The sequence below is a fragment of the Cupriavidus laharis genome (assembly GCF_914271435.1).
Taxonomy (GTDB): domain Bacteria; phylum Pseudomonadota; class Gammaproteobacteria; order Burkholderiales; family Burkholderiaceae; genus Cupriavidus; species Cupriavidus laharis.
In genome coordinates this window covers 1-16,699 of record NZ_CAJZAI010000015.1, presented here as the reverse complement: position 1 = coordinate 16,699, position 16,699 = coordinate 1, and the positions used below count along the sequence as shown (strand labels likewise).

Sequence of the window (16,699 nt, the reverse complement as noted above, 5' to 3'; positions counted from 1 at the left end):
GGAGCATTCCCATGACACTTGTCTTGAACGACGAACAGCGGATGCTGCACGGCAGCGCGCTTGAGTTCATGCGCGCGCAGGCGCCGACCACGCAACTGCGCGCGCTGCGCGACACGCACGATGAGGTGGGGTTCTCGCGCGATCTGTGGCGGAAATTCGCAGAGCTTGGCTTCGCGGGCGTGCTGGTGCCCGAGTCCTACGGAGGCAGCGGCCTGGGCGTGGTCGAGGCGGGCATCATCATGGAGTCGATCGGCCGCACGCTGGCGGCGGCGCCGTTCCTCGCCACGTCGGTAATGGCCGCTTCCCTGATCGCGCGGCATGGCAGCGAGGCGCAGCGGCGGTCGATCCTTGCCGAGATCGCTGCGGGCACGCGTCTGCTCGCGCTGGCTGTCGACGAGCAATCGCGCCATCGTCCCGAACGGCTGGCGCTGCGCGCCACACCTGCGGACGGCGGCTTTATTCTGGAGGGCAGCAAGACCTTCGTGCTAGACGGCCACGTGGCCGACACGCTGATCGTGGCGGGCCGACTCCCTGGCACGCAGGGCAAAGCCGGCATCGTCCTGTGCCTGGTGCCGCGCGATGCCGGGGGTATGCGCGTGGAGCGCACGGTCATGGTCGACTCGCGCAACGCCGCGCGCGCCACCTTCGATAATGTCTGCGTCGGCGCCGATGCGGTGATCGGCAAGGCCGGCTCGGGCTGGAGCCTGCTCGAACAGACGCTGGACGTAGCACGCGCCACGCTCGCCGCCGAGCTGACCGGGATCGCCGACGAGGCGTTCTCCCGCACCCTGACCTACCTGAAGGAGCGCCGCCAGTTCGGCAAGCTCATCGGCGAATACCAGGCCTTGCAGCACCGAGCCGCGCATCTCTACACCGAGATCGAACTGACCCGGGCGCTCGTGCTGCACGCGCAACAGCAACTCGACGCCGGCGCCACGGACGCTCCGGCAATCGTGTCGGCCGCCAAGGCCCGCGCCGGCGCCACGGCCACGCTCGCGGTACAGGAAGGTGTGCAGATGCATGGCGGCATCGGGATGACCGACGAATTCGACATGGGCCTCTACATGAAGCGCGCGCGCGCTGCGCAGGAGTCGATGGGCGACACCCATCATCACGCTGCGCGCTGGGCCGGGCTGCGCGATTACTGACGTGGAAAGGCCGCGAGCGCTGCGGGCGCTCCAGGGATCGATCGGTCCGCTTGACGTTGGCCTTGCTCGCGCGTACCCCGAAAAAGAGATCTCGTTCAGGGTTGGCGCCAAGTATGCGTGCGATTTCCTTCCGCTCCGCTGCGGTATCCAACAAGGGGGGCATGACGTCGAAGGCCTGCCGTATGGTTGGAAGTCTTGGCAGATCCGAGAGGCGGGATTGCTTCGCCTCGTCGGTCGGCGGCTGCGGCGCGTCGCTTTGCCACGGAGCAGATTTTTCTGAGGTCTTCCTGAACTGTGGATCTCCAGAGCCGACGAACGCTTTTCGCTGTCCCTGGGCCGTGCGGGCATTGCGCTGTGCCAAAAAACGCGGTCGCCGAAGACTGCTGCACGATGGCGACCTTGTTGATCAGCCAAGGCATGTTCACATAGTCCTTGCCGTTTGCCGGTGCCGCCGGCCCCTCGGGCGACGTCAGCAACACGCCGAATGGCAGTTCACCCAGCGCGTGATACGGGGTGACGTTGAGCACAGCGGCATCCGCCCAATGATTGGCATCCGGCGCGAGCAAGCGCTGGTAAAGCCTTTGCGCTGCCGCTGCATCGAACGGCTTTGCCCGGCCGCTTTCAAGATCCAGTGTCTTGCGTAGCCGTGCCACGTCGCGCGACAAGTCATCCAGGGATACCGGGACGATACGCCAACTGATGTTCTGTGCGGTGATCGTCCACACGTAGGTCTGGCGTTCGCTGTAGCGGCAGCCTGGACATGACCGTAGCATCGCTCTCGAACAGGGGCGGCGTGATCTCGGCCGCGCATGATGTCACGCTCAACGTCGGCACGCTCGACAACGGGCATTCGGCATCGCTGCTCGACGGTGTGACCGACACGGTCAACCAGGCCAGTCTGTCCGCGTTCCTGGCGCAACTGCAGGCCATTGGCGGCACCACCATGGACGGGCTGTCGGCACCTGGCAACACGTTGATGTATGGGCCGCTGACGATTCCCGTGTGCAACGGCGGGGACAATGGCTGCTCCATCCCCGTGCCGGTCGACACGCCTCTCGTGATCGGCAAGGCGGTGGACGGCTCGGCAGTCACGGGGCCGGTTCAGGCAAGCGTGACCGAGCGCCTGGGCAAGGCAGGCCAGATCATCGCTGGCCGCAACCTGGCCCTGAACGGCACCGGCGACCTGACCAATGCGGGTGACCTGGCAGCGCTGGGCAACATCCGGATTACCACGCCGGGCACCTTTACCAATCAGGGCTTCTACGATGCCAAGGTCACCAGCACGCCGGGCTGTGCGGCGGGCTCTGCGACCTGTAACGGCAATGACAATCCGCACGTCGATACGCTCGCCTGGCAGCAGAACCCGAACACCGTATCCGCAGGGCAAAAGCTGAGCATCGAAGCGGGCAATATCCAGAATCGCAGCGGCACGCTGGCGGCTCTGGGTGATGTGAGCCTGAAGGCGACCAGCAGTGTGACGAACGTTGGCGGTGCCATCCAGTCGTTGAGCGGCGATGTATCGATTAATGCGCCGACGCTGGTCAACCAGGCCGCTGATCCGGTGGCCCTCCACAAGAACTACGGCAACCTGAACCCGAGCTATGCCAGCGGCTGCAATGCTGGCGGCACATACAAGGAAAGCAACTGCGCCGCGAACGAGATGGTGGCCGGCGGGCCGGCCGGCGTGATCCAGGCCGCGCGCGACGTCAACCTGTCGGGCACGACGCTGACCAACCACGGCGCGTTGATCTCCGGCGGGCACGACGTCACCGTCGCCATGAGTGGCCCGGTGGACAACAGCAGCATTGCACTGAATGCAAGCTGGGTCGGCCGCTGGGTCGAGAAGACCGGGCCTTTCAGCTCGGACAAACGTCACGACACCGCAGGCGTGGCGGTGCTCGGCAGTCTTGAATCGGGCATCCAGGCCGGCAACACACTGTCGGTGAGTTCGGGTGGCCAGATCCTGAACACCGGCAACCTGATGGGTGGCATGGTAGACGTCACGGGCGCCGCGCTGGTGAACGGCTACACCAGCCCGAAGCAGCCTACGCCACCGTCAACGGCGCCCCGGCAGGTGATCTCGCTCGGTCCGGCGCCCATGCCGGATGGCTCCTTGCCGCCGGGCACGCCGGCGACCGATCCGACCCAACCATGGCAGTTCAAGCCGGCCATCGTGGTCACGCCGACGGCGCCCACGACTGGCGGCGCCTCGACCCTCGACTGGCACTTCACGGCCGATCTGGGCGGCAACCCGTTATCTGTGCCGACCCTCAACGGCGATTGCGCACGGTACGTCAATCCATCGGCTGCCACGTCGGTGTTGGGCGGCATCACGCCGGACAGGCTGCTCGACCAATTGCCGAGCGAGTTGCGCCCGGGCAACGTGAGCTTCTACTACGACCCATACACCGAAGGTCAGAAGCTGCAGCAGGCAGCGTTGCAGCAGACGGGACAGGCCAGCTTCATCAATGGCCTGACCTATGACAGCCAGCACCAACTCTCCGTGACCGACCAGGAGAAGCTGGTCCTGTACAAGAACGCTGCGGACTATGCCAAAGAGCACAACCTGGCCCTGGGCACGGCGCTGACACCAGAGCAGGTCCTGGCGCTGGACAAGCCGATGCTCTGGTACGTGGAGCAGGCGGTGCCGGACCCGAACTGCAACACCGTGAGCAGCGCGGTGTGTCCGGGCGTGCTTGCGCTGGTGCCGCAGGTGTACCTGCCGGAAGGCTACGCGCAGGCACTGGCCAAGCCCACGGGCGGCACGATCACCGGCGAGAACGTCAAGCTGGACATTGCCGGGTTGCTGAGCAACAGCGGTACGGTGTTGGCCAGTGACACGTTGGATGTGAAGGCCGGAAGCCTGGATCTCAGTCCGAACGTGGTGGACATCGGCACCTCGGCGTACCGCGTGAGCGGCGGCTGGATGGAGTACACCGGCACCCAGGTGCAGCCTGGCGGGTTCATGGGCGCGATGCACATGAATGTGAAGGCGGACAGCATCCATGCGGTCAACGATGCGCTGCGGGTGCTGCGTGCCGATGGCATGGTGGATGAGGCGGCGACGAATGCGCTGATCGCGCAGCTGAAAGACAACCTCGGGGCGGCCTATACCGAGGGTACGGTCAGCGACGACATCCACACGCATTTCATCAAGGAAGAGAAGGGGCTGGGTGCCATTGGGGCGGTGGTGGCCGTGGTCGCGGCGGTCGCCTTGTCGATCGTTGTTGGCCCGGAAATCCTGGCTGCACTCGATGCTGTTATTGATCCGATTGCATTCGCAGCCATCAGCCCGGGGCTGATGGAATTCGCCAGTGCAGCGTCCTACGGCCTCACAGCGGGAGCGACCGGCTTTGCGGCCAATGCAGCGAGCCAGCTGATTGCCACGGGTCAGTACGACGTAAAGGCAGGCCTGAAAACGGCTGCGACGGCGACGGTAGCGGCAGGCCTGATTGATGGCCTCGTTGGTAGCAGTGGACTCAATACCTACGGGGCAGTGACAGAAGGGATACCTTCCGCCACGCTGGCCGACTATGGAAGCACGGCGCTGAAGATCGGAGAGCGCGGGCTGATCAGCGCGGGGACCAACATAGCCTTCAATGGTGGCAGCTTCGGCCAGGCGCTGATCACCAGCGTGACGACTGATCTTGCGGCGGTTGGTGCCAATTGGATCGGCGGTAGTGGGCTGACGTCGGAAGGCTCGCTGGCCAATGTGCTTGCGCACGCGGCGCTCGGCTGTGCTTCGAGTGCGGCATTGGGAACGGGATGTGCGGGAGGTGCCGTTGGGGGGGGCGACGAGCGCGATCGTGGCGCCGTTGGTGGCTGGTGCGCTGGGTATTCAGACGGATGCCGACCGTGCGGACCCGATGAACCAGGCGCTGGTAACCGCTATAGCTATGCTGGCGGGCGGTGGACTTGCGGTGGCGCTGGGTCAGAACGCGACAGCTGCAGCCGGTGCGGCGCAGAACGAGGCGCTGAACAATTACCTAAGCCCCAAGGATCGACTGGCGTTCGAGAAGGCCAAGCGGGAGTGCGCGAACGGCGTTTGGTCATCGTGTGCTGCTGCCAACATCTATGCAGAACGGGATCAAAAGAGCAACGATATCTTGGCTGATGGCCTGACCAGATGTGTGGGAAGTAGCTGTCAGTCCCTTGCGAACTGGATTCAGGATCAGAAGACATCCCTGGGTTGTGGAGCCGGCAGTGGCTCTACTGACTGTCAGGTATTGGACAAGAGCTGGCAGATAGCGCAGGCGAAGGCACAGGGACTTGAGCTGCCAACCTTTTCGCCGGATGACCTGATTGGTACTGGTCTGATCAAGGGCCTTTTGACAGGCACTTTGAAAGGCGTTGGCCTTACTAGCATAACGAGGTCGATAACCGAGAATTTTGAGCTGTCCGGAGTCAAGACCAACGTTCTGGACAACATCGCCGCTAGCCAAGCGGCTCGTGCCAGTTCGAACTTTAGTGAGTACATTGCAACGGAGGGGAAGCGTCAAGAAGCGCTAGGTATCTGGCCGCCAAACAGCGGAGGTTACGCGCCGGTGTATAACACGACCCTTGGAGTTGGTACTTGGGTGGATCGCTATGGGTATCCGGGAGGATCGTTTGTGTCACCCCTTGGAGCATCGTTTGATTCGAGAGCACTTCCGTCTTCGTATCTGACGACGAAGCCATACTTCGAATATCAAGTGTTGCAGCCGATTACGGGTGTTACGGAGGCAAAAATCCTCCCTTGGTTTGGCCAACCCGGAAAGGGCACGCAGTTTCAATTGCCGAATCCTGTGCAGTGGTACCTTGACAACGGATATCTAGGGAAGAAGCTGAAATGACGCGAGATGAATTAGAGAGGAAGCTAGCTACAATCGGTATCCATCAAAATAGCTATTCACTTGACGGTATTCGGCACAGTGATTGTGTATGTGTGGTAGCTGAAAATGGAAAGTGGTTTGTTTATTATGTCGAGCGTGACAAGCCACGTGAGCTGGGAGCTTTTAGTGCTGTCGAAGACGCGTTTGAATTTGTCTATACAACATTCTGCAAATGGCTTGGTGTCGATCTGCCTTGAATAGCCCTTAACCTCCTCAGATTTCCCTGAAGGAGGGTATGATCTCATTTCAGCGCATGACGTTCGAAATCCAAACGGACATTGACATCCCGTTGGCAGCACCTTTCGCTACGGTAACATTGCTGAATCAATATGGCATCGATTGGTCGATCTTCCGTACCCAGGCACAGCAAGCAAGGGGTAAAAATGACGCGAGCTGAGTTATATGCTGTGGGACTCGCTCTAGGTTGTACGGCTTGTCTCCATTCCCCGCCGAACTACCCAGGTGCTGGGAGCGACAATCTCAATCCGCAGAGTACACGGCTGCACTCTGCCCGAATTTCAGTGGGCGATATGAAGGAATAGGTGAGCTTATTGAAGGGGATGCAACAGCACGACAAGCGGCGAGGAAGCGGCGTCTATCAAACGTCTTTCCCTTTCAAGACACTCGTCAAGCTCAAGAGGTGCTAAATGCATCCCAGGCAAGCGACGGTAGGTACCTCCCCCCTACTTGCGTAAAAGTGAGGATGACAGAGCGTCTTGCGACACTCGATCTGCGTTATGAGAACGGAAAATCGATTGAGTATGTTTCCTCCTTTGAGGACAAGGCGAGATTTGTTTGCACTGGTGCGAATGGAGTCGTTTCGTGGGGAGGGCCAATCTGAGTTTGGACCAAATCATTCCGATTCTGTCATCACTTTGTACCTGGATTCCGGCGGAAATCTCATCGTTGAACGCAGAATGCAAGTACACATGAGCCTGCGCCTCGGCGCGATTCCTACGGGGACAGCTAAGTACTTCGCGATCTATCGAACGGCTACCTGAATGAATCGCTATTTTCTCTTCGTTTTCGATGCTCTCTTGACACGTTTGGCGTGGCGGTGCGCGGCAACCTCGAATCGGGCATCCAGGCGGGTAATACGCTGTCGGTGAGCTCCGGTGGCCAGATCCTGAACACCGGCAACCTGATGGGTGGCACTGAACACGCGCCAGCGCGCCACATGCTGCTTTCTCATAATCCTGAAGATCAGCGCGTGCCCGTTTTCTGACAGGGCATCACGCTGGCACGGCAGGCCCGCCAATTGCCCTTCCCAGCCGTCCCCTCAGATAGCCGCGAGTGAAGGCTGACAGGCAGACTTTATCAATTCCGGATTGCTTCAGACGCTCCTTGCACATCAACCCCGCGCCGCCAAAAACCGCTGCCAAATCGACCGGCCGGCCTCGTCATAGCGTCTGACTTCACTGCCAAACGCGACACGATCCGCCACCGTCACAAGCGGCTCAGGCAACAGCGGATCGAACACCAATTGCCGGATCGCCTCATCGCCGAGCAGATAAGCTTCCTTGGCGGCCAACTCCACTGGCAGCGTGCCGAGTCTGGCATTCGATTTCTCAAGCAGACGCCTGCTGTCGCGATAGCCTTTCACAAGCTCCTTCCCGTTCCACAGGCCGCGAGCCTTCGATTCCAGCCCAGTGTCGAGGTCTCGTACCGTAAAGACCGGTGCACTGGTCTCGACGCCCAGGCCGTAGAGCCGTTCGCGCGCATGGGCGACGCCGCCGACAAGGTTATCCGGCCGAACATACAGGCCTTCCTCCAGCTGCCGCATTCCGACGAGCGCAAGGGCGCGCTCACGTACACGCAGCGCCGTACGATCGCTGCGTCCCAGGCCGGCAATCAAGACGGCTACCCATGTGCCATCCCAAGGACGCACCCGCTGCTCTGCGCTTCGCCATGCGGAGATGTCTTCCCCCAGCGCCCGGCCTTCGGAGCCAAGCCGATACGTGCCTCTTCCCGCGGTCTCAATCAGATTGGCGTTCGCCAGGCGGGTGAGCGCAACCCGCGCATTGTTGTCCGAGATCCCGAAAAGCGCGCAGGCGCGTATCGCGTCAGAGGCGTCGAGCGTTTCCGTTTCTGATGCCACCAGGAGCTTGAGAATCAGGCGGCGCGCTGCCGGCCCGGGAGCACTTTCATCCAATGCAGTCTTTGATGTCTCAGCCATAGGGTAGGGTTCTTCCTGATATTACCTTGTTTTGCAACACATGCAATACTGTGTAATATTCATATCGATTCCACGGATGAGAGTCTACCCATGTCAGCCAAGGCACAGTTCAGCACTCACGATGTCCAGAACCAGCCGTTGCCCCTGCCGGCGTATAACGCCTGGTCAACGGATCGAGTATTGCAGGAAGCCGTAGCGCGGCATGGCGGAGCATGGGCGAGCGACCACCTTGCAGCCCATGGCGAAGTCACGGGCGGCGTAATGATGGAGTACGGCGAGCTGGCCAACCGTCATAAGCCGGTACTGCACAGCTTTGACAGGTATGGCCGCCGCATTGACATGGTCGAGTTTCACCCGGCCTACCATCAACTGATGGGCCACGCGATGCAGGGCCAGGTTCACAGTTTTTCCTGGCGGCACGAGGGCCGGGTTGGCGCGCATGTTGCGCGCGCAGCCCTGGTGTATCTGAACAGCCAACCGGACGCCGGCACAAGCTGCCCGCTGACGATGACACATGCCGCCATTCCGGCGCTCCGCAAGTCTCCGGCGGTGGCCGACGCATGGATCCCTCGCGTAACAGCCAGCGCGTACGACTCGCGCACACTACCTGCTCATGAGAAGACCGCGTGCACGATCGGCATGGGCATGACGGAAAAGCAGGGCGGTTCGGATGTCCGAAGCAACACGACGCGGGCACATCTTCAAAGTGATGGCACGTACGAGATCGTCGGCCACAAGTTTTTCTTTTCAGCGCCGATGTGCGATGCGCATCTGGTCCTGGCTCAGGCGGAGGGCGGTCTGAGTTGCTTTCTGATGCCACGTGTTCTCCCCGACGGATCACTCAATGCGGTCCGGATCCAGCGGTTGAAGGACAAGTTGGGCGACTGGAGCAATGCATCTTCCGAGGTCGAATTTCAGGGCGCGATGGCGACTCTGGTTGGCGAGGAGGGCCGTGGCGTCGCGACGATTATCGAGATGGTCGCCCTGACCCGGTTGGATTGCATTCTCGGTTCAGCCGCGCAGATGCGGCAGGCAATTGTCCAGGCGCTTCACCACACGAGTCAGCGCAAGGCATTCGGACGTTTGCTGATTGACCAGCCTCTGATGCGCAATGTCCTGGCCGACCTGGCACTGGAGAGCGAGGCCGCCATCGCGCTCGCGATGCGTATCGCTTCCGCTGTGGATGCGTCGCCGCGCGATCCCCATGAGGCCGCACTCGCCCGCATCGGGACCGCCATCGGGAAATACTGGGTGTGCAAGCGCACGCCTGCCCATATCAACGAAGCGCAGGAATGCCTGGGCGGGATTGGATACGTCGAGGAAAACATCCTGCCGCGGCTCTATCGGCAGGCGCCCCTGAACTCGATCTGGGAGGGCAGCGGCAACGTGCAGTGTCTGGACGTCCTGCGTGCTTTGCAGAAGGAGCCTGGGGCTCGCGACGCCTTGTTCAGGGAGCTCCAGACGGCGCGAGGGTTGCATGAAGCCTACGACCGGCATGTGGCGTGGCTGCAAAAAGCCTTCGAAGACCCGGCCGTGCTGGAGGCGCGCAGCCGGTTGGTGGTAGAGCGGACCGCAATGGCCCTTCAGGCGGCGCTGCTGTTGACTTCCGGGAATGACGAGATTGCCAATGCCTTCTGCCGTGCCCGCCTGGCGGGAGAGTCTGGCCTTGCCTATGGCACGCTGGATCCACAGGCGCCGATCGCACTGCTGATCAACCGCGCCAGCCTGATGATCTGACCTCCCAAGCGCGACTTCTGCTAATCCCACCGTGTGGTGGTCGCCTGTCTCTCGTTTAGGCGCCTGTGACAGACGCCGGAAAGATCTGGAGGGAGAGGTCCGGGGCGCGGGAAACCCGCAATTGCCGATGATGGTACGTGAGCGGACAATCGGCGGGCACACGCAGCGCTTCCCAAGGGTGCTCGTGGGTTTCACCGACATTCACCCGTAGCTCGCTCCCATAACGGCGCCCCACCGCGCGCAGACCACCGTGACGCCCTCCGCCCCCTCACGCAACCCCCGGCTGCATTTCGACCTCACCACCATCCAGCTCTTCATCGCCGTAGCCGACCAGGGCAGCATCACCCGCGGCGCGGAGCGCCTTCACCTGGCCGCAGCCGCCGCCTCTCGCCGCATCCTCGAGCTGGAATCCCAACTTGGCGTTTCCTTGTTCGAACGCCTCCCACACGGCATGGCCCTGACCGAAGCCGGCCGCGCGCTGCTGGCTCACGCCCGAGGCATCACCCACACGGTCCAGCGCATGCAGGACGACGCCAGTTCCTTCGTCGGCGGCGACCTGGGCGTGGTGCGGGTGGCGGCGCCGAAGTCCGCGGTCATCCAGTTCCTGCCGTTCGACATCCAGCGCTGCGCCGCCGCCTGCCCCGGCGTCCGCATCGACCTGCAGGAGATGAACAGCCAGGAGGTCCAGCAATCGCTGCGCCGCGGCACCGTGGACATCGGCATCTACGAGGGCAGCCTGGGTGGGATCGACATGCCGACCGAGCCGTACCGGAGCGACCGGCTGGTGCTGGTAGTGGCGCGCGGCCACGCGCTGGCGCGGCGCAAGCAGGTCACGACGGAGGACGTGCTGGACTGCGACCTGATTGTGCTGGGCGAGAGTTCGGCGATCTCGATCGGGCTGGAGCGGCTGGCGGAGGAGGCGGGCCGTGTCCTTCGGATGCGCATGCGCGTGGGCGGCTTCGACAGCATCGCCGCGCTGGTGGCGCAGAACCTCGGCGGCGGCGTGATGCCGGAGACGATTGCGCGCGAGGTGGCGGGCGGCAGCCGGTTCGTGCGGCTGCCCATCGCCGGGCCCTGGGCGGAGCGGCGGTTCGTGCTGTGCCATCGGCCCCATGGCGCGCTGTCGTCGGCCGCACAGGGCGTGCTGGCGGTGCTTGCGCAAAACGCGAAACCTGAATCCCCCAAATAGCGATAGCCCGCGCCGGGCGCATTGCGCATCATGGCTCCATAACTACCAGACATAGGACGGAGACACGCAATGCAGCGCAGACAATTCATTCTCGCGTCTGCGGCCGGATTGGCGGTGCCCAGCCTCGTGCGCGCCGCGACAGAGATCCATGGGCCGGTGCGCATCGTGGTCGGCTTTGCCCCGGGCGGCGGCACGGACGTGCTGGCGCGTGTAATCGGGCAGAAGCTCGGCGTCATGTGGAACACCAGCGTGGTCGTGGAGAACAAGCCGGGCGCGACCGGCGCGATTGCGGCAGCCTATGTGGCCAAGCAGCCGCCCGATGGCACCACGCTGCTGATGGCGCACGTCAACAGCCATGCCATCGCCCCGGCGCTGCTGGACGTCAAGTACGACCCGCGCACGGATTTCACGCCGATCTCGATGGTGGGCGTCACGCCCAATATGCTGACCTGCCGTCCGGAGCAGAAGGTGCGGACCGTGTCCGACGTCGTGGCGCTGTGCCGCAAGAACCCGGGCAAAATTTCCTTCGGCTCGTCGGGCATCGGCTCGGCGCAGCATCTGGCGCTGGAGATGTTCCGGATGCAGGCCAGGATCGACGTGGTGCACGTGCCGTACAAAGGCTCGGGCCCGCTGGTGGCGGACTTGCTCGGCGGCCAGATCGACTATGCCTTCGACACCATGACCGCTGCCACGCCGTTCATCCAGCAGGGCAAGGTGATCGCCATCGCGCAGACCCGCCTGAAGCGCGCGGCCAGCCACCCGAATGTGCCGACGCTGGCGGAGTCTGGCTTTCCCGGCCTGGACGCGGCATCGTGGTACGGCCTGGTGGGCCCGAAGGGCATGCCGCCGGCGCTGGTGCAGCGCATGAACGAGGACGTCAACCGCGTGCTCGCCATGCCCGACGTCGTGGAGCGGCTCAAGAGCTTCGGCGCCGAGGACTCCGGCGGATCGAGCCAGCAGTTCGGCGCCTTCATCGTGTCCGAGTCCAGCAAGTGGGCCAAGGTCGTGAAGGACGCCGGTGTGAAGGCGGAAGCCTGATGGCTGGGCGCCGCCGCACCCGCGCACGCCACCCCATCCCTATATCCAGGAAGTACCCGATGACAGATTTCAGCGATACCCGCGACCAGACGTCCGACCGCCCTTTGCCGCTGGCCGGCGTGCGCGTGCTCGATGTCAGCCAGGTCATGGCCGGCCCCTACGCCTGCATGCTGCTGGCCGACCTTGGCGCCGACGTGATCAAGATCGAGCCGCCCGAGGGCGGCGACCAGACGCGCGGCTCGATGGGGTTCAAGATGAAGGGCCCAGATAGCATGGGCTTCCTCAACATGAACCGCAACAAGCGCAGCGTCACGCTGGATCTGAAGACCGAGTCAGGCCGCGAGGTGCTTTACCGCCTGGCGGAAACCGCCGACATTCTCGTTGAGAACTACCGCCCTGGCGTAATGAAACGCCTCGGCATCGACTACGAGACGCTCAGCAAGATCAACCCGAGGCTCGTCTACTGCAGCATCTCCGGCTTCGGCCAGAGCGGCCCGTGGGCCACGCGGCCCGGCTTCGACCTGATGGCGCAGGCCATGTCGGGCGTGATGAGCGTGACCGGGTATCCGGGCGGTGCGCCGGTGAAGGCGGGTGTGCCGGTGGCCGATATCGGCTGCGCGCTCTTCGCGACCTACGGCATGCTGTCCGCGTATATCGGCGCCACGGCGACGGGCAAGGGCCAGTACGTCGATGCGTCGCTGTTCGACTCCGCGCTCGCCTTCTCGGTATGGGACACCTGCGAATACTGGGGCACCGGCCGTGAACCCGAGCCGCTGGGCACGGCCAACCGCATGAGCGCGCCGTACCAGGCGATGAAGGCCGCAGACGGCTACTTCGTCATGGGGGCGACCAACCAGAAGCTGTGGCAGCTGCTGTGCAAGACCATCGACCGGCCGGATCTGCTGGCCGATGAGCGCTTTGCCACCGTGGCACTGCGGCTGAATAACCGCAAGGCACTGATTCCCGCCCTGGAGGAAAGCTTCGCGAAACACGGCTGCGACTACTGGATCGAGCATCTGCTCGAGGTCGGCATCCCGGCGGGGCCGATCCTGACCTATCCGCAGGCCTTCGACAGCGAGCACGGCAAGCACCGCCAGATGCGCATCGAGATCGACCATCCGATCGAGGGCAAGGTGCCCAACATCGGCTTCGCCGTGAAGATGGGCGGCACGCCCCAGCAGGTGCGGCGCCCGCCGCCGCTGCTGGGCCAGCATACGGAGGAAGTGCTGGCCGAGCTGGGGCTCTCGGAGGATCAACAGCAGTCGCTGGCGGCGGCCGGCGCATTCGGCGCATGAGTGCCCCGCAGTCCCCGGCGGGGGCTCAGCCCGGCGAAGCGCAGGTCACGCTCACGATGCAAGGGCAGGTCGCCACGCTGACCTTTGACCGCCCGGCCGCGCGCAATGCGATGACGTGGGCCATGTACGAGCAGCTCGCCATGCACTGCCGCAAGCTCTCCGCCAAGGGCAACGCAGGCGCGCGTGTGGTGGTGCTGCGCGGCGCGGGCGGCGAGGCCTTTGTTGCGGGCACCGACATCGCGCAGTTCCGGCAGTTCACGAGCGGTGACGACGGGGTTGCCTACGAGGCGCGCATCGACGAAGGTGTCCGGCTGGTCGAGCAATTGCCGATGCCCACGGTGGCGGTGGTCGAAGGCTGGGCGGTGGGCGGTGGCCTGGCCATCGCCACGGCGTGCGATTTCCGGGTGGCGACGCCCAAAGCGCGCTTCGGCGTGCCGATTGCCAGGACGCTGGGCAATACGCTGTCGGCACAGAATCTCGCCAAGCTGCGTGCGGCCTGGGGGCTGCAGCCGGTGCGCCGCATGCTGCTGCTCGCGCAGATACTCGATGCCGACGCTGCGCTGGCCTGCGGCTTCCTGGAAGGCGTGTATGCGCCGGAGGCCCTGGAGGGCGAGGTCGATGCCCTGTGCGAGCGCCTCGCCGCGCTGGCGCCTGTCACGCAGACCGTCGTGAAGGAGGCGTTGCGGCGGCAGACGGTGGAGGCGGTGGCCGATACGGATGATCTCGTGCGGCTGTGCTATGGGAGCCGTGACTTCCGTGAAGGCGTCGAGGCTTTCGTCAGCCGGCGGCCGCCGGAGTGGACGGGCGAGTAGGCGTTAGGGCGTGCCAGGTGCATGCACTACCGCATCGCTACCTCATGAGACAGGAAGCTTCGGGCAGCCAGTTCTGATGTTGATGGCGCAGAGGCAACGAATGAGGAGGAGCGCCCCCCCTCCCGCTCTGCGCCTGCCCCGTTATTGCTTGAGCATTTGAGTCTTGAAGTAGCCGCCGGTGCCGGTGCTCGCGACCATGGCCAGCGAGCGGCTGTACAGCGTGTTGCCGGTGATGATGATGCGTCCATCGGACGGTACGAAGCGAATCGCGGCGTAGCCCTGATGCGGGACGCCCACGGACATGGCGCAGCCAGTGCTTGCGGCCTGTGTCGCCACGGAAGCGGTCATGTTGACGCGATAGAGATTCTTCCTTGAGCCTGGCTCGGCAAGCACGGCGGTTCCCGTCAGTGCGCAGATTCGCGTGCCGCTCGTGTAGGTGCCGTTGACATTGCCCTGGTCGTCAACCGACATCTCGAAGCCGTCCTGCTTCCAGCTTCCCTCGATGCTCGCCTGATCCACCGCCAGCGCGTTTGCCGGATCGTATGCGGCATGGACGGTCCAGGGGGTGTCCGACCCGGTGACCTGATACGAGCCGTCAAGCTTGCTGTTCAGCGTGATGGTGCCCGAGCCGGTGACAGGATTGATGAAGCTGAACTCGGAGACCGTATCCGGCGTGAAGTTCCAGGCCGACCCTGAGAACTGAAAGCCCCCGCTCACCGCACCAACAAGCTCGGCGCGGATAAAGCGCCCTGCGCTGTCGATGAACGTTACACCCATGGATTCGGACCAGATGCCTTCGCTGCCGTTGCCGACTGCCGCGGTGGAGCCAGGCTGGGGAGCGGAGAGGCTCGGCAGTGGCTCGCCGGTAGGCACCGGCGTGGGCGCAGGCGATGGGGCGGGCGAGGGAGCCGGCGAAGGTGCGGGCGAAGGTGCAGGGGCAGGTGCGGGCGACGGTGCCGGGGATGGCGAGGGTGTGCTGCCCGTGCCGTTGTCGTCTCCGCCTCCGCAGGCGCTCAGCAACGTGCATGCCGCCAGCGCGGCGATTGCGATCTGTGATGGGATGGCTCGCATCGAAATCTCCTTGATGGATGGTCTGGTTAAAGCCGACCGATCGTAGGGAGAGGGCTGCGGCAGAACTTGAAGACAGGTCAAAGGCGCCGCCAGAATAGGAAGATTCCGGTGGTGGCAGACATGGTGGTATCGCTTGCGTGCAACACGCGAGAGGCCGCACAGGCCGGACGTCAGTGTCTACCAGCGTTGCGCGGCTGCCATCGCAACGGCGGGAGCCGCGCCCTACGTCCGGTTCACCAGCAAAGTGCCTGGCTTTTCGCCTAATCTTTACCTCAGGCGCGGCCCCGCGGTTCCAGCGATCGGATCTGCCTGCTTGCCAGGACGAACAACGCCGTGCCTTTCTGCTTGGGAGGCAGCAATGGGATCACTGCTCTATGGCACCGGCTGGATCGGAGGCATTGCCCTGGCGTTTGGCTTGTTCGCCAGCATTCTGGTTGCCATGGGGCTGGGGCGGCTGGTCTGGCAATGGCAGGTCAATGCTGGCCGCGATCCCGAAACCACAGGGGTGGGCGTGGTGGCAAGCGCCATCTTCGCACTGCTCGGCCTGCTGATCGCTTTCACCTTTTCGGGAGCGGCCGGCCGCTTTGATGCACGGCGCACCCTGATCGTCCAGGAAGCCAACGATATCGGCACGGCTTACCTGCGCCTCGATTTGCTGGCGGCGCCCGCGCGCGACGAGCTGCGCGAGACATTCCGGCAGTATCTGGATGCTCGGCTCGAGGCGTATCGCGCGGTTCCGGACCGCGAGCGTGTGGCGCAAGCCCTGGCGCGAGCCGACGAGCTTCGTGATCGCCTTTGGGCGAGATCCGTCGCGGAGTCCCAGCGTGCGCCGGTCGCGGCTGCGACGATGCTGCTGCTGCCAGCGCTCAACGCCGCATTCGATACGGCATCCACGCGGCTCGCTTCGACCAGGGAGCACCCGCCTGGCGTCATCTACGCCCTGCTGCTTTCGCTGAGCTGGATCGGGGCGCTCTTTGCAGGCTACGGCATGGCCGGGCGTGGCCCGCGCAACTGGCTGCACGAACTCTTTTTCTCGGTAACGTTGGCGATGACGCTTTACGTTATCGTCGACCTGGAGTTTCCGCGTCTGGGTCTGATTCGCGTCGACGAATTCGATGAGGTCCTGCAGTTGGTGCGTGACGGCATGAAATGAGGTGCTTTGCCGAATTACTGGGGTTTGTGGGGAGGATTTGGGTTGTCGTGCTTGGCGGGCGCTGCTGTTTCGCCGGCGTAGCCGGCGACCTACTTTTACCCGAGCGGTAAAAGTAGGCAAAAGCGCGTTTTCGTGGTGGACGAACGGCTCGATGAGGTGAAGACGGTCCAGTGGCATAACCAGACTGCCTGCCGCGTAGATGATTAGGA

At 63.6% G+C, this 16,699-nt stretch carries 13 protein-coding genes and 2 pseudogenes; 12 read left to right on the top strand and 3 right to left on the bottom strand.

What is annotated here, in order from left to right; translation table 11 throughout:
* Positions 1 to 11 precede the first annotated feature (11 nt).
* Positions 12 to 1,148 (top strand): acyl-CoA dehydrogenase family protein, encoded by a 1,137-nt coding sequence (locus LDO29_RS22770; RefSeq protein ID WP_224082008.1) that lies wholly within the window; start codon positions 12 to 14, stop codon positions 1,146 to 1,148.
* Between the two features lie 95 nt (positions 1,149 to 1,243).
* On the opposite strand, the gene LDO29_RS22765 is transcribed toward LDO29_RS22770, so the two are convergent.
* Entirely contained in the window at positions 1,244 to 1,873 is a 630-nt protein-coding gene (locus LDO29_RS22765; protein ID WP_224082007.1) for a hypothetical protein, read from the bottom strand.
* A gap of 35 nt (positions 1,874 to 1,908) precedes the next feature.
* Here LDO29_RS22765 and LDO29_RS22760 point away from each other — a divergent pair.
* From LDO29_RS22760 to LDO29_RS22745, 5 genes and pseudogenes are all read left to right on the top strand, one after another.
* A pseudogene (locus LDO29_RS22760) lies at positions 1,909 to 4,878 on the top strand (hemagglutinin); the annotation flags it as partial.
* Positions 4,859 to 5,086: pseudogene (locus tag LDO29_RS28390) on the top strand (hypothetical protein); the annotation flags it as partial. The pseudogenes LDO29_RS22760 and LDO29_RS28390, both read left to right, overlap by 20 nt.
* Positions 5,087 to 5,254: 168 nt before the next feature.
* The gene (locus LDO29_RS22755; protein WP_224082005.1) at positions 5,255 to 5,980 is read left to right on the top strand and encodes a TNT domain-containing protein; all 726 of its coding nucleotides are present in this window, start codon (positions 5,255 to 5,257) and stop codon (positions 5,978 to 5,980) included.
* Positions 5,977 to 6,216 carry a hypothetical protein gene (locus tag LDO29_RS22750; RefSeq protein WP_224082004.1) on the top strand — a complete coding sequence of 80 codons (240 nt, stop codon included), beginning with the start codon at positions 5,977 to 5,979 and terminating at the stop codon, positions 6,214 to 6,216. The genes LDO29_RS22755 and LDO29_RS22750 overlap by 4 nt, the downstream gene beginning before the upstream one ends.
* Before the next feature lie 860 nt (positions 6,217 to 7,076).
* Positions 7,077 to 7,244 (top strand): hypothetical protein, encoded by a 168-nt coding sequence (locus LDO29_RS22745; RefSeq protein WP_224082003.1) that lies wholly within the window; start codon positions 7,077 to 7,079, stop codon positions 7,242 to 7,244.
* Positions 7,245 to 7,370: 126 nt separating this feature from the next.
* On the opposite strand, the gene LDO29_RS22740 is transcribed toward LDO29_RS22745, so the two are convergent.
* Positions 7,371 to 8,195, bottom strand: a complete 825-nt coding sequence (locus tag LDO29_RS22740) for a PaaX family transcriptional regulator C-terminal domain-containing protein (RefSeq protein ID WP_224082002.1) — start codon at positions 8,193 to 8,195, stop codon at positions 7,371 to 7,373.
* Between the two features lie 90 nt (positions 8,196 to 8,285).
* Between LDO29_RS22740 and LDO29_RS22735 the strand changes: the two genes are divergently transcribed.
* The 5 genes from LDO29_RS22735 to LDO29_RS22715 all read left to right on the top strand — a co-directional run bounded on the left by LDO29_RS22735 (position 8,286) and on the right by LDO29_RS22715 (position 14,266).
* Entirely contained in the window at positions 8,286 to 9,932 is a 1,647-nt protein-coding gene (locus LDO29_RS22735) for an isovaleryl-CoA dehydrogenase (protein WP_224082001.1), read from the top strand.
* A 250-nt stretch (positions 9,933 to 10,182) separates the two neighbouring features.
* The gene (locus tag LDO29_RS22730; protein WP_224082000.1) at positions 10,183 to 11,121 is read left to right on the top strand and encodes a LysR family transcriptional regulator; all 939 of its coding nucleotides are present in this window, start codon (positions 10,183 to 10,185) and stop codon (positions 11,119 to 11,121) included.
* A 69-nt stretch (positions 11,122 to 11,190) separates the two neighbouring features.
* Entirely contained in the window at positions 11,191 to 12,159 is a 969-nt protein-coding gene (locus tag LDO29_RS22725; protein WP_224081999.1) for a Bug family tripartite tricarboxylate transporter substrate binding protein, read from the top strand.
* 59 nt (positions 12,160 to 12,218) lie between these two features.
* Positions 12,219 to 13,454, top strand: a complete 1,236-nt coding sequence (locus LDO29_RS22720) for a CaiB/BaiF CoA transferase family protein (RefSeq protein ID WP_224081998.1) — start codon at positions 12,219 to 12,221, stop codon at positions 13,452 to 13,454.
* Entirely contained in the window at positions 13,451 to 14,266 is an 816-nt protein-coding gene (locus LDO29_RS22715; RefSeq protein ID WP_224081997.1) for an enoyl-CoA hydratase/isomerase family protein, read from the top strand. The genes LDO29_RS22720 and LDO29_RS22715 overlap by 4 nt, the downstream gene beginning before the upstream one ends.
* A gap of 141 nt (positions 14,267 to 14,407) precedes the next feature.
* Here the strand turns inward: LDO29_RS22715 and LDO29_RS22710 are convergent, their stop codons facing one another.
* Positions 14,408 to 15,139: a hypothetical protein gene (locus LDO29_RS22710; protein ID WP_224081996.1), complete on the bottom strand. Its 732-nt coding sequence runs from the start codon at positions 15,137 to 15,139 to the stop codon at positions 14,408 to 14,410.
* 556 nt (positions 15,140 to 15,695) lie between these two features.
* Here LDO29_RS22710 and LDO29_RS22705 point away from each other — a divergent pair.
* Complete coding sequence (locus LDO29_RS22705; RefSeq protein WP_224081995.1) at positions 15,696 to 16,490, top strand: bestrophin-like domain; 795 nt, start codon at positions 15,696 to 15,698, stop codon at positions 16,488 to 16,490.
* Positions 16,491 to 16,699: the final 209 nt, after the last annotated feature.